Genomic DNA, 22363 nt, shown 5'->3' with positions numbered 1-22363 from the left:
CCCCGTGCCTTACAAGATTTGTTTCAAGTCATTCAAAGATTCGATAACGAAATCAGGTTTGATTTCATGCTCCCAGGTTCTCTTGTCCCGGTTCAACCAGCATGTTCTAATCCCTTCCCGGTGGGCTCCAATGATATCCGATTCGGAATCACCAATATGTATGACCTTACTTGGATGCACCTTATAAAAATGAAGCAGTTCCTTGAACATCAAATTATCTTCATCATTTTTATAAGATTGATAGTGCTCCGAGATGAAATTTCGAATCCCATACTTCGTGTAAAATTGCGGAATCATCGCCTCATCGGCATCACTAACAATGCACACCTTATATTGCTTCAAGATTCTATCCAAAAAGCGAACTGTATCCTCATAAAGCTCCGCCTTCGTATGCTCTTGAAAAAGAATGTTACACGCCTCTTCCACATCAAATTCAATGTTAAAACGCTGAAAAACACTCTCAAAGCTTCTTTCATATACTTCTCTGGTGAAATGAAAACGTTTTGTCTCTTTAAGCTGTTTCCAATGCTCCATAAAGTACTGTAATAATAACTGGGCATACTGCTCCGCCGACTCTTGAGTATATTTTTCAGACAAAATTGAGGTCCATACCTGTTCTCTCCTGGAGTCCACGTTGACCAAGGTTTGAAACATATCCAGACTAACCACTTCAAATGTTTTCATCGGGTCTCATCTGCCTCGCTATAAAAGTTGACGATATTTCTGTCAGGGTCCCGGAACCAGAATGATCTTGAACCCCATGGGTGGGTTTGCGGCATCTTTATGATTTCAACAGCCATAGTTTTAATTTTCTCGTACTCTGCATCTACATCATCGACCTTAAAATTTACCGTAAAGCAGCCATGCCCCGCGCCTTGCATCGAGCCCGGAGCCATTTGTTCCATCCCCTCGGTAGAAAAAATTGCCATGCCAACTCCATCCGTTTTCAGTTCAACATGAACATCATTGCCTTCTGCACTTACGCCCAGCACCTTTTGGTAGAAAGCTGTAAGTACGGGGACTTGATTCGTAATTAAGCAGATCCCGGTTACCTTCACTTCGCATCTCTCCCTGTATCTTTTTCGTGTGTAAAATCACGAAACGCCCCAGCCTTAGATAGCTCTGATCTAAAGCTGGGGCGTTGGTTGATGGAGCCTCTTCCACGATTATACATCGGTAATCCGACGGCCGATAGCCCTAAAAAGGAGGTTCACGAGCGACATTAAGGGTTCAAATCATAGAAGAGAATAAAAGTACCAGAATAGCTGCACAAAATACAATTAGGCACCCGCACACGCGTGCCTTTTTTCAAGCGAATTAACTATTCCTACTGCTTAGTATAAAAACAAAGAAATGAGCGCTAAAAATGCGGGAAGCCCCTGCATTAAGATGATTGATTTTTTCGCGGTAACCCCTCCATAAACCGCTGCAACCGACACACAAATGAGGAAGAACAATTGAATTTGGTAACCGAAATCTCCATTTGGATGGAGTAGTCCCCAGATCAACCCCGCTGCCAAAAATCCGTTATAAAGCCCTTGATTGGCCCCCATAGCTCGGGTTGACAGCGCAAAGCTTGGCGTTAGTCCGAAAACCTTCTGGGCACGAGGCGTCGTCCACATAAACATTTCCAGTATCATGATGTACACATGCTCTATGGCCACCAATGCAACCAGAATAATACTGAGCACTTGCATAGAAAATCCTTCTTTCCTCTGCTTATTAATGTCACAAAATTAAATTTTATCAAATTAAATAATAAGGAAGGTTCCTGGATTTGTCAACTCAGAACACAACTAAAAATACTCCTTATAAACATTAAATTATCTGATCATCCCATATAGCTACAGGAATAAAGTGGTCATCCAATTTGCGCAAGATCGTGGCTTGGGAAATAAAATTGTTTTCATCATCCCATTCCCCCCAAAAAACCTTACTCCATCAATAAACCTTCGCCATGTAATATTCGTCCACGTAAGCTCCATTTACGATAATCGATTTGTTCTTTGTCCCTTCAATTTCAAATCCCATCCGTTGGTACAGCTTAATTGCATTGGCATTATGTGTCATTACCGTTAACTCCAGTCTGGTAAGAGCGCTCGTTAATCTCCAACTCTCCATAGCCTGAAATAGCCCTTGCCCGATCCCTTGTCCGGTGAACTCACTTAAAATACCAATCACTACATGCCCCCGGTGCCGATTTCTTTTCGCCTGCCCGCCTACGACGGTTAAGTGCCCCACTATGTGTTTATCGACTTCAGCAATAAATATGTTTGAATTACCTGATTCCCGAAAAGAGATGATCGTATCTCTTTGCCGACTTTCGCTAAGTACTCTTTCCCCCGGTTCAAATAACATAAACTTCGTCTCCCGGTCTAACTGCTCATGCAAGCCCACTAATTGGGCCGCATCTTCTAAGCTTGCCTCCCTAATGATCATACACGCTTTCTCCTAACTGGGCCTGATAGATCAACTCATCTATTTTTCCTGTTAATATGCCTGCACCTCTACTGATGTTACCAATCACATGTGCTTGAATAGGTTGCCCTGCATAGACGGAGGATTGCATTGTCACGCCCGGGTCACTTCCCATAACAAAGTATTTGAAAACGTGATTGCTTTTCATGGAAATCCATAAGCCATACCCATAGCGTAATTGCTCGCTCTCACTGGAATGCGGCGTCAGCATCAGGTTCGTCATTTTTTCGGATAAAATTCGATGACCGAACAATGCATCCCAAAACTTTGCCATATCGAATACCGTGGTAAACGCTCCCCCGTCTGGTCCTCCGATTATGGGTAAAGAATATAGATTTGTTCGCCAACCAGCCTCTTCATCGATATATCCAAGCGCTGTATTCTTTGGCAACTGATCCATGCGGAAATACCCCGAATCAAGCATCTCGCATCTTTGAAAAATGTTCTTCTCTACATACGCGGTAAATGTCATGCCAGTCACTTGCTCAATGATTAACCCCAGCAATATAAAGCCTGCATTGTTGTAGGAAAAAGCTTCTCCCGGCAGCGACTTCATAGGCTTATCCTGAAACAGAGGCAAAAAATCGGCAGGAGATTGAACCTTGTACATAGGCAGTGTTTCCCACAGCTGTTCAAAATCGTCCATAACCTCTTCATCGAAGTAATCAGGAATGCCTGAGGTATGTGTCAGCAAATGATGCACCGTAATGCCGGGATCAAAATGTGGAAATGAAGATGCTACGCAGTCTTTTAGATAGGAATCAAAACTCAGGATTCCAGCTTCTACAAGCTGACAAACTGCAACCGCTGTGAAAATTTTGCAGCCCGAGGCGATTCCAAACCCGGTATGCGTCGTGTTAATGATTTCCTCGCTTCGATTCGCATAACCGTAACTGCGCTCAAGTATATTTTCATTTTCCCGGAGCAAAACCGCTCCTGAAAAAGGATGTTGTTCGTTATATTCTGTAAGAATGTCTGCGACTTTCTGTGACAGATTCATGGCTGTTCTCCTTCTTTTTATGCCTCTACTTCGCGACGATTGTTTCTACGTTCTTCGGACCATTCCTCTCGAAGCATCCCCATCTTGATGGAGTCATAATATTCGTTTTCATAGAGTCTGGCTTTCCTGATTTGTCCTTCTAATTTCATGCCTAGCTTCTCGGCAACCCTCATCATTCTTTTGTTACCAGACCAGGTGGAAAGTCCAATACGCACCAGAGGCAGCGTATCGAACAAATAATCCACCCATAATCGCAGCGCCTCTGTTCCGTACCCCCCGTTCCAATAGCCTGCTTTATAAATGACGACCCCGATCTCCAGCCAATTGGACTCCTTATGTTCCCAATAATAATTAACAGTTCCAATCATCTCGTCATTAACCTCGATGATCATTCTTGGCTTCGGTGCGCCGTATTTGAAAACGTACTTGCTCGTTTCCTCCCGATACTCATCAAAGCTTATGTATTCAAGGGGAAAGTAGGGAGCATCCCACTTTTTCCACGCTGCTTCTTTCTCACCATAGACGAGTTCATATAACTCGGGTAAATCTCCTTCGTGAATGGCTCTTAAGCTCACTTTTTCACCACGAATCTGAAGCTCTTGCTTGGAATCGCTCATTGTCTCCCCTCCATGCTAAGCTGAAGTGATAAAATCTACGATAAGTAATACGTCATATACTCCTCATCGTAACCTTGTCCATTGTACTCTATTGCATTTTTTTCGATGCCGTAAGGCCGAAAGCCCAGCTTCTTGTAAAGCTCCACCGCTGCAGTATTTATGGTGACGACACTTAAGTTGATCTGCTTTAAACCTTCCATGTTTCCGGCTTTCTTCAAAACTTCTTGCAAAAGCAGTCTAGCAATTCCGCACCCGCGATGTTCCGGCGACACATAAACGCCCCAAATCATACCTTTGTGCTTAATTTTGATGCCCTGTCCCCTTCGAAAACCGACAATGCCGATTAACTGTTCCTCTACTGTAAAAGCCCCTAAAACAAAGTGATTTTCTTCTGCCTTAATCATCTTCAGAACCTCACTTTGTGGCATTTGTGCCGAATCCTCATAGGAATTACCGAATGCCTCGGGGTTCGTTCTTAGTGCCTCAAGCCTAAGAGCCCAAAAGGGTTCGACATGCTCCGGCTGTATTTTTTTGATTTGAATCATCTTCAAAACATCCCCCTCACTCAAGACTAGGTTGATGGTACGTCTGCGAAATCACTCACGCTGCAGACCCAGACCATGTGCACGGAACCCGGTCCCCAATAATCCTTTACAACAGCATAGGGCTGGCCAAATTTCTGCTGCCATCTTTTTTGCGCACGCCGATATCCGCTATCCAGGCAAAAACGTTCTACTCCCTGTCTTTTTAGAAGATTTGCTATATCTCTGATCAAGGCCGAGCCTATTCCCATGCCCTGGTAGCCAGGCAGAATGTATAAGCTGCCCAACTCCCCTATGCCACTCAATTCATTATTCGTACAGGCTTTAGCATCCTCACCGCAGGGACCGAAAGAGATAGTACCTACGATCTGTTGACCCATTTTGGCGACAAGAAAAAAGGTATCCGAACACGCCTGATCCAGTGAAGCGCGCAGCATCTGCTTTTTATAATCAACTTCACTCTGAATATCCTCTTGAAGGTCACCAAGTCCCTCTTTCGCAAAAGCGTCCGGTATGGACGTTTCAAAAACTCGGCACGCCGAGATTTCATCGGATGGTGAGAGACTCTCAATCATCAAACGGCTCGCGATAAAATCACGGATTTGTCTCATATGGTGTTTATCATGGGATGTGAAAAACCGAGTTAAATACGATGCCAGCGTAAACTCACGTTCACCGGGATAACCCCCTGAAAATTGGTCCTCATCCAGGCTGTTCACCTGGTCAATCATCAACTGCCGGTTTCTTTTGGTTTCATCGATGATCTGCTGTTTGGTCTTGTCCTGTCCGTAGCGTATGGATTGTTCATTGTACCCCAAATAATCGGGATGCTCCGCCAGTTCTGGAGACTGGCTTTCGATGGAGGCTGGAAAAGTCACCTTATTAAAGTACATATCCCACCGCATAATATGAGTGACCACATCATGAATTCTCCATTTTCCTTCACCCAGCGGCGCAAACCAAATCTCATCATTAATGTCTTCGATCCATCCTATAAATTCTAAAAACTCGTTCAATTCCGAGATTAACTGCTCTTTCAATGGATTTCCCCTCCAAAATATGGCTTAAGGAGATCATATCACAGTAAGGGAATGTACGTTCTTCTTTTTCTCACTGTGCAATCATCTTGTAAGCATGGATTGATTTCCAGATCAGTTCCTCATCCTCTACACCCTGATGGACAAACAGCTTTAGTGGAAAGAACAGCCCTTCCATCACCGACATCCTAACATCTTCTTGAAACTGATCGTATGTGTATTCGCTTGAGATCTTGCTGCATAGCGAACGATAATACTGCTCGAACAGACTTAACGTTTCCGTTCCACCATGAAAAAAGTCGTGAATAAATAAGGTGACCAGATCCTCCGTACAAAGCCCAATTCTAACAGCTTCGAAATCGATGAGACGTGGCTTAGAAAGGCTGTCTAGTGGATAAAGAATATTGCATGCGTTCAAATCACCGTGGATCACCGTAGTATGTTGGCGTTTCGCAATTCGCTGAATATGGCGCTCCGCGTTTTTACTCAAATCTAGCAAACTTTTTTCATAAATATCAAACTGTTCTGGTTGCAGGTTAAAGTCTTGCCTTGCTCTAAAGCTCATGTAATCTCGTTCCAAATAGGAAAGGTGCTGAAAATACTCCGCTGTAGTCTCCAAATGCCGAGGGGCGGGGAGCTCTCCCGTTTCCCAGGAAACCGCATGAAATTGGGTGATCGTCTCAACCAATGCGGATCGCTTGTTTGGCTCAATAGGAGCCTCCCAATTCGCCAGGCTCTCATGGGTAGGGGTCAAATTTTCCATTAACAAAACGCCTTCCTGTGAGGCGGCATCATAATCGTTGCAATAAATCTTTGGCATGGAGATATCTTTGTTCGAGAAGTAGCTGTAGATCCTATTTTCACATGGGACCTCTTGAGAAATCGTATTTTTTTCGAGCAGGGACAAGATTCTCTCGCCTTTTCTATGGATATAAATGCTTGTTAGTGATGATCGTTTTCGCTTATCAAACATAGATCTATTAATGTGATCAACATCCAAAATGCCCTGTTCTCTCAAAATATTGATCAATCGGCGGTCGCTGAGCGGCATCCCAAGGTCCCCATTCATCATAAAATTGGAATTTCGACTTCTTTGCTCCAATTATAATTTCAAGGCCACGTGTTAAGCGCCCTCATTTATCTCAAAAGCTGCCAATAAATTAACCAATAGCAAGAAGAAAGGATATAAAAAGAGTGCGGCGATCATCACTAACCCCGTTACAGGATTTGGATCGTCTCCAGGGTTTGTCATCGGAAAGATTATACGAAACAGGTATGCAAAAAGGACAAAATAAGGGATCCAAAGGAGAACCGTAAAATAACTTGCTTTTCTACGCATGAGCCAATATCGTATTAATCTCGGAAACAGGAGAGCCGACGAAATGACCATGACCAGAATGAGGATTGCTTCCAAGTTTGATACCATACCCACCTCAAGCCCGGTCCATCTGCTTATTCTATAAACATTTACCATCAGCTCAATTCCGACGAAGATAACAAAGCCAAACAAGGCGCTAACGATATTCAGCTTCGTAAAAAAATTCACCCTGTTCCCCCCTGCCCATAACTCAATTAAAAATACTCCCACATCAGCCTTTCCACCCACTCCGGCGTTTTCTGGTTTTCGTGGTTTTTCTCACAATCTTTTTCTCGTTTTCTCTTCAAGATAGATGTCCAAAGCTTTGATCCCACGACGGGCCAATCCCTTCCTTTTATTCTCTCTTTCCTATGTACAGCAGATGGGAAGAAGCACCTAGCATGTACGGGTTCTCTGACTCTTTGATAACCATCTGCAATACCTGCTCAGATTCCTCATCACCGCGCTGTCGCCAATAATCCCACTGCTGCTGCGACATAGCTCCAGCAATACTTCCGGAACCGATAAGTTTTATCGTGCTAAAACCTTGGCTTTCCATAAACGGCCTAATGTCTTCGATGTCAAAATAATAGGCTCCGGTGAACCTTCCCTCATCCTGGTGATCAAATACCCCAGTTTTCAAAAAATGCTGTATTCCTTGTACCGTATGATGGGGCTTCCAAAGTTCGGGATACATCAAAGAAGTCGTCAGAAACTTGGTTCTCGACATGAAGGCAACAAAGACGATACCACCTATTTTGGTTACCCGGTACAGTTCACGGACGGCTTGGATTCGATCTTCTTCTGCTTGCAAATGATACAGGGGCCCGAGCATAAGTGCAGCATCAAACTGCTGATCCGAAAGTCTCGTCAGATGCCTGGCATCCTGTGTAAAAAATCCGTCGAACTGCTCGCTAATCCCGTGCTCATGAGCTTTTTGCTCAGCAATTTCCAACAATCGCGGGGTTAAGTCTGTTAATGTGACCCGGTAGCCTTGCTTGGCCAGCTCCATAGAGTATTTTCCAGGGCCAGCCCCGTTGTCCAAGATGCGTCCTTTTGTAGGAAGATGGCTTCTGATGTGATGGAGATTCACCATAAATTCCAGAGGTTCGCGATCAAGTCGTCCCCATTCATCAAATGAGCTGTAGTAGGTTATCACTTTCTCCATCGTAAAACATCCTTTCCCTGTTGTTTTCACTGGGCTTTCCTTGAAATGTTCGTAAATACACAAAAGCCCCAATTCTAGATAGCTCTTCATCTAGACTGGGGCTTGTGTCGTGGAGCTTATTCTTATTCCATAATTATACATATAGCAACCTAAAAGCGATACCCCCTACTTAGTAGGAGTCGCCCTAAAAAGAAGGATATGGTTATTCCCATCCCTATAACATAAATGTTATAAAACAAATGATTTGTATACTGGTTAATCCATCCGAAGCGGTACACTATGGAAGTTTCATGATTCGTAAATCCATTAAGCGTTTCTCGAAGAACATTAATTTTTAAAATCTCCCCAGCAGCCATCAAAGCGAAAAGAACGATAAAGATACATGAGAGGATTTTATTGGAGCGTTGATCTGGATGATTTTGATAATATGTTTTAGTCAGCTGAGAAGTGGTAATTATCAAGGTAATTAAACATACAAATCCAAAGATCACAAATAAGACACCAGGGTTGCCGTTACCTGATACGCTGTGTCCGGATCGATATTTTAAGGTAAATAAGTCCACTAATAAGGCAAGAATGATGCTAGTAAGTAACAACACAAAAGATAACAATGCTCTTTTTCTCACGATGGCCTCGCTTCATCCCATAAACTTACTTCCATTTGTCACTAACCTGATCTTCCCCTTTGTAATAGTCCACCCGATCCTCTGTCTGGTATACCTCCTGCTCCGGCAGGATGTTGATCTTGCCCGAATCGGGGTATTCTACGACATCGATCCCTTGGTTCGTGCGGATGTCGAGATACTTAAACGGCTGGTCCGTATTGTTGAAAAGCTGATGCGCCCCCGTAGGCCCCATTTCGAAAAAGGCAATGTCCCCTTCGCCAAGCTCTGTAATCCCCTCCGGTGTGCGAAGCAGCGCCTTTCCGGATAAAACAACAAACAATTCCTCCGCATTGCGATGAAAATGATAAGGAAACGAATATTTGCCTGGATCTAGGGATCTTAGGTCGAAAACCAAATGCTTTGATCCTGCGATCTCAGCCAGCCGCTCACTCGTGTGCCAAGCGAACTCAGGTATTGGCGATTTTTTCAGAGCATAGTTTACATTGTTATCGTTAAAAATGGTTGCCATGGATGCCCCTCCCTTTCTCTTATCAAGCCCTACTACTTCTTAGGCGCAACAATCTCCACCTTAATTCTGTCAGGATCCTCAAAGAAGACAGCATAATGTTCCTTTCCACCGGCAAACGGATGTCTGTCCGTGTACAAGATTTGAACTCCTTTTTCCACTAGTTTCTTTGTAAGCTCATCGACATGTTCTTTGGATTTTGCAAAAAAGGCAAGATGATTGAGGCCTACCCGTTTTCTGTGATACGAAACGTCCTGATACTGAGCTTCCGCTTGAACGAACACCAAATATGTATCGCCATAGATCCAACTTATTCCCTGCTCCCATCTCTGATACCGGGTATACCCCAGATCTATCAGGAGCCAATCCCAGAATTCAATGGACTGCTGCAAATCGGACACATTCACTTCAATATGATGAATCAACCTTGTTTCTCCTCTTCGGGCGAAGTTGAACCCTTTTCTCTGGTTTTATACGGAACCTTTGCTGAAGGCACTTGCTTGGACGCATCCCGCAAATGCACTTCCTGATCATCAAAGAAAATATGCGCCCCAAACGCTTTTAGAATCTTATCCTTCGAAACGCCCCCCATAAAAAAAGCCTCATCCATGCGCACGCCCCAATTTCGCAAAGTGAGAATGACCCGCTTATGCGCCGGACTGTTTCTGGCCGTAACCAAGGCGGTCCGGATCGGATTGCTGTCGGCGTCAAACTGCTCCTGCAAAAAGGACAACGTCTTTAGCAATTTGGCAAATGGGCCTTCCGGCAGCGGCTTTTCCGCATTCTTTTTTTCATACTGTAAAAAAGCATCCAGCCCCTGAGCCTGATAAATCAGCTCCGATTCTTCCGAAAAAAGCACGGCGTCCCCATCAAACGCGATCCGAATTTGTTCGATTTCATCGTTAGCATAATTCGTGCTGGGACCATAGATCATTCCGGCGGCGATCCCAGCATCCACGGCATCCTGCACATCCTGGTTATCCGCCGATAGGAACAAGTCCACACTAAACGCCTCCAGGTAAGGGACTAAGGAATGACCTGACGTTAATGCGGCTCGGGAAATATCGAGTCCATAATGATCGATCGAATTGAAAATTCTCAGGCTGGTGTCCGCACTGTTTCTGGACATAATGATGACCTCCGTCATCCGTTTTTCCGGGGTAATTTCATTTAAGTGGAGAATTGCCTTGATGAGATAAAATGCAAAACCGGGCTTCAGTACCTCATTCTCATGTTCAATCTGATAATCGCAGTACGCCTCTATCCCTTGAGTTCTATATATTTCATCTTCCACGGACAGATCAAATAACGCCCGGGAGGATATGCCAATTACAAGATATTTCGACAAATCTACCGGCATAGTCTTGATTCCTCCTTTCATACCATGAATGAGAAGATCGCTAGTTTCAGAACTGAATACTAAAGCAAGTAAATGTGTGTAAGCCTGTTCCATGCTTAATAAGTTTATGATCTTGTAAAAACTTAGCAGCTTTCTTAACCTCGATGAATATCTCGGGTTCCAGTCCCAACCGATGATGTGATCCGAATATTTTACGAACCGGCAACTCAGCAATGCGTACCAGCGATTGTACGAGCTGCTGTGGATCTGTCGTTGGGTAGAAGGCGTAAATCGTTCCCTCATACAGAAGATCTCCTGAGAACAAATATCCACATGAGGTATCATATAGACAAATATGACCGGGGGAATGGCCGGGGGTATGAAGTATCTTCAGCTCACGCTCCCCAAGGTTTATTGTATCTCCGTCCTTTAGCAATCCTGCAGGTTGCCCCTGAAAAGGCTGATATATCCGGGCATCAAAAGATTCCGGAACCGGTAAAGTAATGTCCCGGGCTATGTCCTTCCTGATTTGCTCCATGGCAAGTCCTTTTATGCCGTGGACTATCCAATCCTCCTCCAGTTCATGAACATAGAAATCTGAAAATTGCTCATGACTGCCAATGTGATCCCAGTGAACGTGGGTCGTAACCACCATAATTGGTAAGCTTGTTAATTGATCGGTAATTCTTTTGATATGATCAATACCAAGGCCAGTATCAATTAATACGGCTTTTTCTTTCCCGAGAAGCAGAAAGGAATGCACTTTCTCCCAATGTCCATACTCGCTTATGGCGTAGGTTTGATCATCAATTAGTTCCACTGTAAACCATTGGTCCTCAATCAGCATCGATATTTCTCCCCCCTTACTGCCACTTCATTTCTCTATCCCCTTGCTCATTCCACATGCCAAAGCCTTCAGAATATTTCTTGTCAAAAAACATAGGTAGCCGCTCCTTAAATCCTTCCGCTAGTGGGAGCAACTCAAGCTCATGCTTGTCCACCCAAAATAGGCGGCCTTCTTCGGTTTCATCCAGCAGTTGGCCCGAAAACTTGTCCGTCCTGTAGCTAAATACGAAATATTTATCCCCGGTAGAGTCATTGTACCAGTATATTATTCCGCAGAGTTCAAGGTTCGTGATAGCCAGACCCGTCTCTTCCTTGATTTCACGAATCGTCGAGTCTATAATGCTCTCGCCATTCTCGATATGCCCTCCGGGAAATGAAATTCCTTTCCAGGACTTGATTCGATCCTGAACAAGAACCTTGTCCGTTTCTTTATCATAAATCATGCACATATTCGTCAGTTCAACCTTTGACAAGAAAATCATCTCCATAATTATTCGACTATGTATTGTTCGCTGCTCAAGATTTAAGAGAATGTTCCTATTACGAGATAATTGGACAAAAAACATACAAAAAGTATAGCATAACCACCGACAGTATTCTCAAGACAAAACAAGCCCTCTTTAGCACGAAATTAGTGCTTGAGAGGGCTTGTTGACAGCACCTATTCCGCTTCTCTTAACCGCTCGACAAGAGTGGCTTTGTAGAGAGAACGGTATGCTGTTTCCGGGGTTATAGCGCATACTGCTATAATGGCAAACGTGGCAATCATCACAGGAATAAAGGGATAGGTAAACACCGCATAGGTGGCTTCCTGCTGAAACAGCTTGAAAATTCCAAAGGTAATGAGGGTGCCTGCGGTAGAAACGAGAAACAACGTTATGATAGCATATCCAAGTCCCTCGCCCAACAGCATTTTCCTGACCTGCTTACGGCTCATGCCAACACATTCCAGCGTCGCCAGCTCCTGTCTACGAACCATAATGCCGACTGACATTACATTCACAAAATTAAGGACGCCAATCCATGCAAGGACCAACGCAACGCCTCCGCCAAAGATGTACAACATCATTTTTGAATCGTACATCTCCTCCTGCGCCTCCAGCTTCGATGAGCGGGAAATTTCGTAATCGCCATCCGTAAGCTGCTTTAAAGCATCAAGAGCTTGCTTGTCATAGCCTTTAGAAACATCGATATTTATTCTTGCTGTTATAGGTTCGCCGTATAGCTCATGCATGAACGTATTGGATACAAACAACGTAGGTGCAAGACTGTAACCTACTTCTTCAAAGTCTTGCGGCACATAACCACCCAAACGTATCTTTTTTGATTTGCCACCGACTTTGTCTTGGATTCCTGCTGCACCCTTAGATTCCATTGCGTGAACGGTGAGCTCATGAACATTTTGAAATAAGCGTGGATTGTTGGTAGCTATAAGAGCAATCTCGCCGCGTTCAAAAGCTTCAAGATCAATAGGGTCATCAAGCGTCTTATTAAGCTCCGTAAGAGCATCGCTGTCAATACCCGCAATGAGACCGCTGAAATTATCGCGGAAATACTGCTCCGGTAAATCCTCCTCTTTATTTCGTTTCATAAAATCGGCCGCATATGCCCCGAACTCGTGAGAGGAATAATCGAGGCGCACCCACTCCTGCGTCAAGCTGTGTACTTTTTCCAATCCGGGCAGGGAATCGATCGATTCCTTAAAAGCTGTGTCGAATTTCTGCTTAGGCTTGCCATCCGGTCTCAATGTATTATTTTCCAGTACAAAATCACTTTCCATATATGAGGCGACGTAATTGTCCGTATTCATACTGTTTACAAGCGTTATGATGGTTGTGAATGTTGTTATTCCCAAAAACAAGCTCAGAAGCACGACCGCTGCCCGTTTTCTGTCTCGAAAGATGTTGCGTGCGGCCATTTTATACGGCTTGCCCTGGACAGACGAATTCGTGTGGCTCTTTCTCAATTGGATTCCTGTAAACTTCTGCGCTTCAATCGGAGAAATGCTTGCCGCTTTTTTTGCAGGCTTAAATCCTCCCAAAAGGGCAGTAAGCAAAGCAAAAACAGCCGCGCAAAGATAAATCAGCGGAGAGAAAGACACAACCGTACCCGTGGAAATGCTTACGAATCTGGAAATGAACAGCGGAACGGCAAAAGATGAAATCAATAATGCTGCCGCCGCGCCGACTGGGATTCCGACTACACACAGACGTAGGATTTGCCCTATTACAATATGCCTGATTTGCCTTGGCGTTGTACCGAGCGTTTTCAGCAGTCCGTAAAAGCGCACATCCTGCGAAACGGAAATATACAGAACGTTGTAAATCAAAAGATACCCTGTCAGGATTAAAAAAGCAACAATTGCCAATAAGGCAATCAAGCTCTTTTTCATGGATTCTGTATCCACATTGTATGCCGGAACAATTTTTACCTGCTGATCCGCTAACAGCTTTAAATCCCGCTCCAGCCGCTCGGAATATTTCGACACCTGCGATGAATCCGTGAACAATACCGTTGCGGCTCCTTCGGCTTGGACGGTTTTCCCGCACTTTTGCGACAGCACCTCGGATACTAAAAGAGAATCGATATTCCCGGAGCGGATGTGCATATAGCTGGTAAACCAGCCCGATAACCGGAAAACCGCTTTGACAGGCTTATCTTGGCCTGTATTTTTGGTGTAGTAGGCCAGAGGAATTTCCATCCCGATGGCCGGATGGCTTATCCCCATCCGTTCCAGCACCCATAGGGGCACCATAATTTCATCCTCTTTTTGCGGATAGCTACCCACAATATCCGTAAAGGCAGGGGCACGAAGCTTCTCCCATTCGGTCTGATCAAAGTAGTACAGCGCTAAATCCATGTCACCCATCTGCGGTGTATTCTTTATATAGGCGACATGATTGCCCGTACCGACTGTTTTGATATAAGGCAATTTCTGAAGCTGCTCCATTTGCGAAGCAGTCGGTTTGGTAACCGCGGCATGGGCCACCGTGCCCATCAGTCGCATTTCCTGCACCTGCATGGACTTCAGAAGACTCATACCGATGCTGAAAACAGAGGCAAGAAGCAGCGTGGTCAGCGCAATGGCTGCAATGATGAAGAAATTTCTTCTCCTGTTTACCCGGAGACTTTTTTTCGTAAGCCGCCGGACAACAGCGCCATTATTGTTTCTCATATCGTCACCGCCCTTCCACGGAGACGATTCTGCCGTCCTCAATCCGAATCACCCGGTCGGCAAGCTGAGCAATCTGCTCGTTATGGGTGATCATCACCATGGTTTGATGGAATTTGGTAGACGTCATTTTCAATACTCCTAAAACGTCCTGGCTCGTTTTGCTGTCCAGATTCCCGGTGGGCTCGTCCGCAAGAATAATGGATGGCTTTGTTGCCAGCGCACGGGCGATGGCGACGCGCTGCTGCTGCCCACCGGAAAGATTGTTGGGAAGATTATTTTTCTTCTCCAACAGGCCCAAGGTTTCAATAATGTTTTCCACAAAATCTTCGTCTACGGTGTTCCCATCCAACTCAATCGGCAATACGATGTTCTCATAAACATTTAAAATAGGAACAAGGTTATAATTCTGGAATACAAAACCCACATTCCTGCGCCGGAAGATAGTAAGCTGCTCATCCCCCATGGTTGAAATATCTTTGCCGCCAACAATCACCTTGCCGCTGGTCGGCGTATCCAAACCACCCAGCATATGCAGGAGGGTGCTTTTCCCCGAGCCTGACGTACCCACCACGGCGACAAACTCGCCTTCCTGAATTTCCAGATCAACCCCATCGAGCGCCTTAACGATGTTGGGTTCATTACCATAGTATTTTTTCAAATCCTCTGTAATCAAAACCGACACGCTATATGCCTCCTTTCTCCTGTGCTTTCATCATAAGCCGTAGTTCTTACAGGCTCCTGACAAAACAGGATTTATTTCTTACAGTTTTGCAAGAACATCGAGAAGGTCGTATACTGCCCCGGTTTGGAATCAACGAGGATATTGCCTCCCTGCTTTTGAAATATCAGCGATGCCAGATAAAGCCCTAATCCCGCCCCGTCTGCTGTCTTGGCATTCTGTCCCCGGTAAAACCGTTTGAATATAGAATTCCATTCATCGGGAGCAATGCCGATGCCGTAATCCGTAATGCTGATTTTCGTATAAATGGGTAAGGATTCTACAGCAATATCGATTTCATTGTCGGGCTCGGAGTATTTTATTGCGTTTTCCAGAATATTCGTCATCGCCTCACATGTCCACTTACGGTCATGGAGCAGGAGGATATCCTCAAAATACGCTGTTTGAATCGTAATGTTCTTCTTTACTGCTGCCCCATATACGCCGCTGATGCTGTCGGAAATGGTTTGCTTGATGCCTGTGGGAACCGGGGACAGTTCTATGGCTCCAACCTCGAGCCTCGACATTTTGACCAGGCTGTCCATCATCCATTGCAGCTTTTCCGTTCCCGCTTTGATACGGGACAAAAACTCCTGCTGCTCGGCGGCAGTGATGTTACCCTCCAGCAGCAGGTCGGTATACATGGAAACACCGGACAAAGGCGTTTTCATCTGATGGGACATGTCCGACAGAAAGCTCTGGATGATTTCTTTCTCCTGCCTGGTTTGCGAAATATCCATTCCGTTCATATGTATGATTTTCATGGCCTTATGCGTGAGCTTGGAAAGTCGGCTGTCCGTTGTCTTATCAAACGGCAGTTCTGCGTTTTTGGTTAGCACGCTGTCCAAAACCTGATCAATCGAATCAAAGGTTTTTCTCACATAACGGTTACAGAAATAAACGGTCAGGAGACATAACATGGCAGCAGTGACGATTGTAACCGTAAGCGCCATCTTACGCCCCTCCGATCCAAATGTAACCGATGCCATGAATGGTCTTAATGATTTGGGGATTTCTCGGGTCATCCTCCAGCTTTGCACGCAAGCGGCTGATGTTGACGGGCAGTGTGTTTTCATCCACAAAATTTCCCTCATTATCCCACAGAGAGGATAAGATCTGCTCCTTTGTAAGCACTTGTCCGGCATTTGTCATAAAAAAAGAAAGCAGCCTGTATTCCGTAGCGCTGATCGGGATTTCTTCATCTTCACGAAAAAGTTTGCATAGGTCAGCATCCAGCTTGTATTTGCCGGAACTGATGGTATGACTGATTCCCGACAACGAACGGCGGAACAAAGCCTCCACTCGCGCACGAAGGATGGAGAGCGAAAATGGCTTCGTAATATAGTCGTCCGCACCGGCCAGAAGACCAGACACCTCGTCCGTTTCCAAATCGCAAGCGGTCAGCATAATGATGGGAATTTTTGAATAGGCTCTGATTTCTTTACACAGATCCATCCCATTGCCGTCCGGCAAACCTAAATCGAGTATGATAAGGTCTGTGTTTTGCTGTTCAAGCATCCGTTTTCCTTCCTTGATGCAGCCTGCTGAAACGGCGTGGTAGCCATCCTTTTCAAAGGTAAAGGCAATCCCTCGGCTTAAATTTTCATCATCTTCCAGTATCAAAATTGTTTTTATCTCTTTTGCCTCTCCAGCCATGCTTTAAAACTCCTCCAGTGATAAATTCCTTTTCACGCATTAAAAATGTATTTATCACAGCTCATAATTTCTTCAACTATCATAGACAATTGGTCAGTTTGATATTGATCTGTGTAAAGCTTGAATCGATCGGACAATTCCGGGTCATTTTCAAATTGCTCCAGCAGCTCCAAACTCCGTTCTCCCATCCAAGCCTCTTCCGATCTCAGTCGATCCCTATAAGCAATTGTCTTCTTATCGACCAGCAATACAACATAAACGATACGAGCCCCTTTGCCGCTTAAAGCTTGTGCCAGCCACTTCACTTCCTTAGGGAACGCTATATAATCAATGACAACATCGTACCTATAATCTAATGTATTGTTTGTTAGGCTTAATATATTGGTCCACGTCAAATCGTAAGTGTCTTTATCAAGCCAAGGCTTACCTCTCCCATTCACAGGAATATGACTCACATCGTCGCCAGAAATATAAGCGCTTTTGCTTATGGCCTGAACAAGTATTTGAGAGGTTGTCGATTTTCCTACGCCCGCCGGGCCGGAGATGATATACACTGTATTTCCCATAACTTTTATCCTTTCAGTCACAAGATTATGCTCGATCTACAGCGGTTTTCTTCGGGCAATATACATCCCTCTTCCGCTTATTCCCTGCTCATCATATTCTACTTCTAATTTGGCGTCGTGAAACGCACGAATCATTTCATCTACGCTAAATAGGCCCAAGTCATGAGTTTCGGAAAAATAATCAATTCCCGCCTTACTGCCGAATAAGTAGTCAAATCGGAGTACAGACATTCGGTCATGCTTCTCCGTATAAGACATTCTACACATTTTTATTCCATCTTGCTCGGCAGTCAATGTATCTACTCTACCAGCATTCCATACCTCTGGCGTGAACCAAGGCTCAACCAGGATTACCCCAGCCTCGTTCAAATGCTCTTTGAACTGCTCGAGAGTCCTCACCACATTGTCCAGCGTCTTGACATATCCAATAGAGCTAAACAAACACATGACGACATCATACGTTTTTTCCAATTTGAAGCTGCTCATGTCCGCCGTATAAAACTGGCCTTCCGGGTTTTTCGCTTTAGCAATGGAGACAAATTCAGGATTTAAATCAATCCCGTCGATAGAGTAGTGCTGTTTCAAATAATAAGCGTGCTGTCCGGTCCCGCAAGCCACATCAAGTATCAATTTCGGTTCATTCTCTTGTTTGATTAAATACTCATGAATCATATTTGCTTCCTGCTGATAGTTTTTAAAACTATAAATTACATCGTAATATTTCGATGATAAATCGAACATACTAACTCCCCTTTCACAAGGCCTCGGCTAGACTTCTCTAGACTCTACCTTTCTGCGTAGATAAGCTTCATTGAGACCATGGTTACAAAAAGCGAACTTCTTCCCGGTCATCCCTTGGATGCGATCAATGACTTGCCCGAGGTGATAGCTGGTGTGCTCTACCAAATGATACAACTGGTGCACATCATCCTCATTCATTACATGTTCCTTGTTGATGTACCTGTACATCAGCAGTCGCCATTCCTTGAGCTGAGCTTCAAACATCGCAATAATTTCTTCAGCCGTTAGCGTCTCTTTGGGAAAAAAGTTTTCAAAATGGAGCTTCAGTTCCCCCTCCATCCGCTTAAGTCTCAGACAGCTTCTTGCGATATGCTCACATACATGCAGTGCAATCCCACCAACCGTATTCCCTTCTGGATAAGGTTCCGTCCATAAATCCTGTTGGCTTAAGCCCTCCATGGCTACTTTCAACTTCTCAAAGTACAAATCGCACATCCGGTGCATCGTAATCCGCAAAAAAACATCCATCTCTTCTTGTTCCATACAATTTCCTCCTTCACTCACCAAAGCGGATACACAGCCATTTTGAACAGATCTAAGTCACTTTGGGTTTACCATAACAATGATCGAAATGCACTTTATATCCTATTTATCACATACTTTACGAGGGATTGTGTTATCATTTGCTGTGACCGTTATTTGGCAACTCTTGTGTCAAAAAAGATTAACTGGGGAGATTTATACATGACAAACCATGAGATCCTGCACATCGCCATGAAGCAATCTGCTATTGATTTAAATAGCCACGCCGAAGATTTTGCCGGGCCCAAAAACAAAGTCGTCCTTTCAAAAATGAATGCTGGACGCAAAAAATATTTCGAACAACCTCATTTTTGCCAGCTTGCCTGTTACGGAGAGGCCGTTGTTGCCTCAGTTGACAAGCGAATCGAGGAATTTATGACTTCCTTCGTGAATAAACACCTTGGTTTTCGCTGTTTTGATATGCCGCAGCTAAACACACTGAATGCCGAACTTAACAAGTATGACAAGTGCGTTGGAATCATATCAGAATATTATCTCCCCGACATGACCCGAAGCAGAGAAGTACAACCTGATTTTGATATCAAAATATTAACGGACAATGAAATACTCCCTCTTTACGATGACGACAGATTTCATATGGCTTTAAGCTATACTTGTGACTCCGAAAGACGTGACGTGATCGCCGTGGTCGGCTACAAAAACGGTGAAATCATCGGCGTTGCCGGCGCAAGTAACGACAGTGAGACCATGTGGCAAGTAGGCATAGACGTCGTTCCGGCCTGGCGCAAAAAAGGGGTGGCGTCTATACTGACAAAAATAATAACAAACGAAATTGTTAAAAAAGGGATTGTCCCCTTTTACGGCACCGCATGGTCCAATATAGCTTCAAAAAATACAGCCATTAGCAGTGGCTATATATCCGCATGGGTAGAACTGGCTGCTATTGATAAGGATTGAGACTAAGGCTAATGGTGCCGTCGTTCATTGCTTTTTTCTGCTTAATCGACAACCCAGATCCTTTTTACGTCCGCTAACTGCCCACACGCAAATTCGAGTCGGTAAATATCCGGCATCGTCAGCGACTCCCAAAAATCATAATCATACTTGGGATCGAAAGCATTCATCATTAAGGTCATAATATCCCCATGGGTGCCGATTACAATGGTTTTTCCCATGTTTTCTTGGAGGATTCGTGTCAGTACTTTCATAGATCTAGCTTGGGCTTCTATACTTGATTCACCATTTTCAAAAGAAAAAGTCTTGTTGATATAAACTCTACGTTTAGCGCTCTTAAATTCCATGTTGTCAAAGTTCCCTATAGTCCGTTCTCTTAAATCTTCATATGTAAAAATCTCTTTTGAACGCATTTCAGCGAGCTTCTGAATGGTTTCTATCGATCGTTGATAAGGGCTGGAAATGAACTCATCAATCTTTATGTTCTTCATGATGTCGTATACCCGATCTGCATCCTGCTTTCCTTTTAAGGATAGCCCTCGCGTTCGCTCCAGCCCTTCGATAAACAGAGATTCCGCATGCCTGACAAAATATAGGATTGTGCGCAAGACGATTCACACCACTTTTCGTTTTATTAAATATGTCATTTTTATGTTTTTGATAAATAAATTAACGTTTATCGTTAATTTATAGTTGAAATTCATTAATATCTGAGTAATAATAACGATGTAAATAATGATGAGAAGAGGATATTATATGAACAGCTTACGGGACAAAATCCAATAAAGCAGTCAAATCATGGCCAGTATTACTAAGTTATTTTGCATTTTGCTTATTGTTGGCCTGTGCATACCTGTTGTCGTATTGATTTGGATTGCATTTGCACCAAATACTGATTTTTCTGCATTATACGGACTTAGCTTTTACTCGTCAGCGGGACAACTTCTGAATTCAACCGGTGAACTCATCGCAGAAATGCTGACCATATTTGTATCAGGCGTGCTATTACTTTGCATTCTGTTCTTAACACATCGTATGTTTAAGTCTATAAGTCAATATATCGATCCGTTTAGCCCAGAAAATGCCAAAAGACTTAGAGAAATAGCGTTCATAATATTCATTTATTCGATAGCACAACCTTTTTTAAAAACCAGCTTTTACGACTATTTCGCTCCAAAAATCACCATGCAATCCTCTTTCAATGTAGCATTTATTATACTTGCTTTAATGTTCTACTTTTTTTCGATGGTCTTTGACTATGGTGCTGAACTACAAAGACTGTCTGACGAAACTCTATAAGGGGTACTGTGATATGGCAATCATATTAAGGCTCGACCGTGTAATGGCTGACAGAAAAATATCATTAAACGAATTAGCTGACAAAGTTGGAATAGCTAACGTCAATCTTTCAAAAATCAAAACAGGAAAAATAAGCGCTATTCGTTTCTCAACACTAGAAGCGATCTGTGATGTTTTAGATTGTCAGCCTGGAGATATACTCGAATATAAGAGAGAAGAATGAGAAAAATATAGACGGATACCCAATCAAAGGTATCCGTTTTGCTGTGGCACCTAAACCTTATTCATGAAGATCCAGCTTCACTATTTTAGACATGTCATAAAAAAATACAAATTGATCGATCACACTGATTTCCATCGACTTGATCTGGTTGATTTCCTCTCTCCCAGTACCGTCGGTTTTTATACGGACTAAATTCTTTTTACCAGAAGTATTGCTGTAATAAATCCAGTCTTCGGAAACGTTGATGTCTGTCGCATCATCTTTTGAAAGCAAAGTCAATTTAGTACCATCCGTTTTCATTTTGTACAACATGCGGTCGTAGTTGAAATACAACCACTCCCCCTCCACGTTAAGCTCGTAGATGGTTTTGCCGCCTAATAGCTTTGTTTTTGATTTTCCATGGAGATCGATTTTAAACAATTTCTGATAGAACGAAGTATAATAAATACTGTCTCCTAGAACTACCATTTCACTGACATGATCATTGCTCAATTTGGTATTCCCAGTGCCATCGGTTTTCATTTTATGGATATATCCGTCTTGATAGCCTGCTCCGTGTGTATAATATATCTCATCTCCTATGACATTGATATGAAATGCTCCGTTCGTTAGTACTTGCTTATCGGTACCATCAAGCTTTTGTTTGATTAATTTCCACCCGTCGCCGGAATAATATAAATAATCGCCAACGATATTCATATACCAGGGAGATCCATCGGATATTTTTGTTTTCTCCGTACCATCTTTTTTTACTTTATAAATACCTCCCTCCTTCAAAAAGCTGCAGTAATAAATCCATTCGTCTGTGCTGGCGTATACTCCATTATTGTTTAAGTTTCCGGAAGTATTTCCTCGCTGAAGGTCTGTTGCAGCTGTGGATGAAGCAAATGCAAACGTGTTGGCTGTTAACATCATGACAAGACAAAGCATCATTAACTTTTTAATCAAATTTATCCCCTCGACTTTTTTAGTT

Annotated in this window: 29 protein-coding genes; 3 read left to right on the top strand and 26 right to left on the bottom strand. The window is 43.7% G+C overall.

What is annotated here, in order from left to right; translation table 11 throughout:
- Window positions 1–9 precede the first annotated feature (9 nt).
- The 24 genes from ACFQ3W_RS17070 to ACFQ3W_RS16955 form a co-directional block, all read right to left on the bottom strand.
- Window positions 10–684, bottom strand: coding sequence for an HAD family hydrolase (locus ACFQ3W_RS17070; protein WP_379320450.1), 675 nt, complete (start codon window positions 682–684; stop codon window positions 10–12).
- Window positions 681–1058 carry a VOC family protein gene (locus ACFQ3W_RS17065; protein ID WP_379320449.1) on the bottom strand — a complete coding sequence of 126 codons (378 nt, stop codon included), beginning with the start codon at window positions 1056–1058 and terminating at the stop codon, window positions 681–683. Before ACFQ3W_RS17065 ends, ACFQ3W_RS17070 begins: the two co-directional genes overlap by 4 nt.
- 276 nt (window positions 1059–1334) lie before the next feature.
- Window positions 1335–1697, bottom strand: a complete 363-nt coding sequence (locus ACFQ3W_RS17060; RefSeq protein WP_379320448.1) for a DUF1304 domain-containing protein — start codon at window positions 1695–1697, stop codon at window positions 1335–1337.
- Between the two features lie 244 nt (window positions 1698–1941).
- Complete coding sequence (locus ACFQ3W_RS17055; protein WP_379320447.1) at window positions 1942–2439, bottom strand: GNAT family N-acetyltransferase; 498 nt, start codon at window positions 2437–2439, stop codon at window positions 1942–1944.
- On the bottom strand, window positions 2429–3478 hold the full coding sequence (locus tag ACFQ3W_RS17050) for a serine hydrolase domain-containing protein (protein ID WP_379320446.1): 1050 nt from the start codon (window positions 3476–3478) through the stop codon (window positions 2429–2431). Before ACFQ3W_RS17050 ends, ACFQ3W_RS17055 begins: the two co-directional genes overlap by 11 nt.
- Before the next feature lie 17 nt (window positions 3479–3495).
- A complete protein-coding gene (locus tag ACFQ3W_RS17045) occupies window positions 3496–4095 on the bottom strand; it encodes a GNAT family N-acetyltransferase (RefSeq protein WP_379320445.1) in 600 nt (199 codons plus the stop codon).
- Between the two features lie 35 nt (window positions 4096–4130).
- Entirely contained in the window at window positions 4131–4640 is a 510-nt protein-coding gene (locus ACFQ3W_RS17040) for a GNAT family N-acetyltransferase (protein ID WP_379320444.1), read from the bottom strand.
- Window positions 4641–4666: 26 nt separating this feature from the next.
- Complete coding sequence (locus tag ACFQ3W_RS17035) at window positions 4667–5677, bottom strand: GNAT family N-acetyltransferase (protein ID WP_379320443.1); 1011 nt, start codon at window positions 5675–5677, stop codon at window positions 4667–4669.
- A gap of 70 nt (window positions 5678–5747) precedes the next feature.
- Entirely contained in the window at window positions 5748–6647 is a 900-nt protein-coding gene (locus ACFQ3W_RS17030; protein WP_379320554.1) for an aminoglycoside phosphotransferase family protein, read from the bottom strand.
- Between the two features lie 150 nt (window positions 6648–6797).
- Window positions 6798–7220 (bottom strand): hypothetical protein, encoded by a 423-nt coding sequence (locus tag ACFQ3W_RS17025; protein ID WP_379320442.1) that lies wholly within the window; start codon window positions 7218–7220, stop codon window positions 6798–6800.
- Window positions 7221–7386: 166 nt separating this feature from the next.
- Window positions 7387–8199: a class I SAM-dependent methyltransferase gene (locus tag ACFQ3W_RS17020; RefSeq protein WP_379320441.1), complete on the bottom strand. Its 813-nt coding sequence runs from the start codon at window positions 8197–8199 to the stop codon at window positions 7387–7389.
- Window positions 8200–8348: 149 nt separating this feature from the next.
- A complete protein-coding gene (locus ACFQ3W_RS17015; RefSeq protein ID WP_379320440.1) occupies window positions 8349–8825 on the bottom strand; it encodes a hypothetical protein in 477 nt (158 codons plus the stop codon).
- A 25-nt stretch (window positions 8826–8850) separates the two neighbouring features.
- On the bottom strand, window positions 8851–9333 hold the full coding sequence (locus ACFQ3W_RS17010) for a cupin domain-containing protein (protein WP_379320439.1): 483 nt from the start codon (window positions 9331–9333) through the stop codon (window positions 8851–8853).
- Window positions 9334–9365: 32 nt separating this feature from the next.
- Window positions 9366–9755 carry a VOC family protein gene (locus ACFQ3W_RS17005; protein WP_379320438.1) on the bottom strand — a complete coding sequence of 130 codons (390 nt, stop codon included), beginning with the start codon at window positions 9753–9755 and terminating at the stop codon, window positions 9366–9368.
- Entirely contained in the window at window positions 9752–10690 is a 939-nt protein-coding gene (locus ACFQ3W_RS17000; RefSeq protein WP_379320437.1) for a 5'-nucleotidase, read from the bottom strand. The genes ACFQ3W_RS17005 and ACFQ3W_RS17000 overlap by 4 nt, the downstream gene beginning before the upstream one ends.
- 46 nt (window positions 10691–10736) lie before the next feature.
- Complete coding sequence (locus ACFQ3W_RS16995) at window positions 10737–11516, bottom strand: MBL fold metallo-hydrolase (RefSeq protein WP_379320436.1); 780 nt, start codon at window positions 11514–11516, stop codon at window positions 10737–10739.
- A 16-nt stretch (window positions 11517–11532) separates the two neighbouring features.
- A complete protein-coding gene (locus ACFQ3W_RS16990) occupies window positions 11533–11997 on the bottom strand; it encodes an 8-oxo-dGTP diphosphatase (RefSeq protein ID WP_379320553.1) in 465 nt (154 codons plus the stop codon).
- A 179-nt stretch (window positions 11998–12176) separates the two neighbouring features.
- Complete coding sequence (locus ACFQ3W_RS16985; protein ID WP_379320435.1) at window positions 12177–14690, bottom strand: ABC transporter permease; 2514 nt, start codon at window positions 14688–14690, stop codon at window positions 12177–12179.
- A gap of 4 nt (window positions 14691–14694) precedes the next feature.
- Window positions 14695–15372 carry an ABC transporter ATP-binding protein gene (locus tag ACFQ3W_RS16980; RefSeq protein ID WP_379320434.1) on the bottom strand — a complete coding sequence of 226 codons (678 nt, stop codon included), beginning with the start codon at window positions 15370–15372 and terminating at the stop codon, window positions 14695–14697.
- Between the two features lie 71 nt (window positions 15373–15443).
- Window positions 15444–16361, bottom strand: a complete 918-nt coding sequence (locus tag ACFQ3W_RS16975; protein ID WP_379320433.1) for a sensor histidine kinase — start codon at window positions 16359–16361, stop codon at window positions 15444–15446.
- Window position 16362: 1 nt separating this feature from the next.
- Window positions 16363–17064, bottom strand: coding sequence for a response regulator transcription factor (locus ACFQ3W_RS16970; RefSeq protein WP_379320432.1), 702 nt, complete (start codon window positions 17062–17064; stop codon window positions 16363–16365).
- 32 nt (window positions 17065–17096) lie between these two features.
- Window positions 17097–17630 (bottom strand): AAA family ATPase, encoded by a 534-nt coding sequence (locus ACFQ3W_RS16965; RefSeq protein ID WP_379320431.1) that lies wholly within the window; start codon window positions 17628–17630, stop codon window positions 17097–17099.
- A 36-nt stretch (window positions 17631–17666) separates the two neighbouring features.
- A complete protein-coding gene (locus tag ACFQ3W_RS16960) occupies window positions 17667–18371 on the bottom strand; it encodes a class I SAM-dependent DNA methyltransferase (RefSeq protein ID WP_379320430.1) in 705 nt (234 codons plus the stop codon).
- 27 nt (window positions 18372–18398) lie between these two features.
- Entirely contained in the window at window positions 18399–18914 is a 516-nt protein-coding gene (locus tag ACFQ3W_RS16955; RefSeq protein ID WP_379320429.1) for a hypothetical protein, read from the bottom strand.
- Window positions 18915–19115: 201 nt separating this feature from the next.
- On the opposite strand from ACFQ3W_RS16955, the gene ACFQ3W_RS16950 reads away from it, so the two are divergent.
- The gene (locus tag ACFQ3W_RS16950; RefSeq protein ID WP_379320428.1) at window positions 19116–19871 is read left to right on the top strand and encodes a GNAT family N-acetyltransferase; all 756 of its coding nucleotides are present in this window, start codon (window positions 19116–19118) and stop codon (window positions 19869–19871) included.
- Between the two features lie 41 nt (window positions 19872–19912).
- Here ACFQ3W_RS16950 and ACFQ3W_RS16945 read toward each other — a convergent pair whose 3' ends face one another.
- Window positions 19913–20476, bottom strand: a complete 564-nt coding sequence (locus ACFQ3W_RS16945; RefSeq protein ID WP_379320427.1) for a histidine phosphatase family protein — start codon at window positions 20474–20476, stop codon at window positions 19913–19915.
- A 190-nt stretch (window positions 20477–20666) separates the two neighbouring features.
- On the opposite strand from ACFQ3W_RS16945, the gene ACFQ3W_RS16940 reads away from it, so the two are divergent.
- Together ACFQ3W_RS16940 and ACFQ3W_RS16935 are read left to right on the top strand one after the other, a co-directional pair.
- Window positions 20667–21167, top strand: coding sequence for a DUF2975 domain-containing protein (locus tag ACFQ3W_RS16940; protein ID WP_379320426.1), 501 nt, complete (start codon window positions 20667–20669; stop codon window positions 21165–21167).
- A gap of 13 nt (window positions 21168–21180) precedes the next feature.
- Window positions 21181–21390 carry a helix-turn-helix domain-containing protein gene (locus ACFQ3W_RS16935; protein ID WP_379320425.1) on the top strand — a complete coding sequence of 70 codons (210 nt, stop codon included), beginning with the start codon at window positions 21181–21183 and terminating at the stop codon, window positions 21388–21390.
- 57 nt (window positions 21391–21447) lie between these two features.
- Here the strand turns inward: ACFQ3W_RS16935 and ACFQ3W_RS16930 are convergent, their stop codons facing one another.
- Complete coding sequence (locus ACFQ3W_RS16930) at window positions 21448–22338, bottom strand: DUF5050 domain-containing protein (protein WP_379320424.1); 891 nt, start codon at window positions 22336–22338, stop codon at window positions 21448–21450.
- Between the last annotated feature and the right edge of the window lie 25 nt (window positions 22339–22363).

This window comes from Paenibacillus puldeungensis, assembly GCF_042678945.1.
Taxonomy (GTDB): Bacteria; Bacillota; Bacilli; order Paenibacillales; family Paenibacillaceae; genus Fontibacillus; species Fontibacillus puldeungensis.
This window is presented reverse-complemented; position numbering and strand designations above follow the sequence as displayed.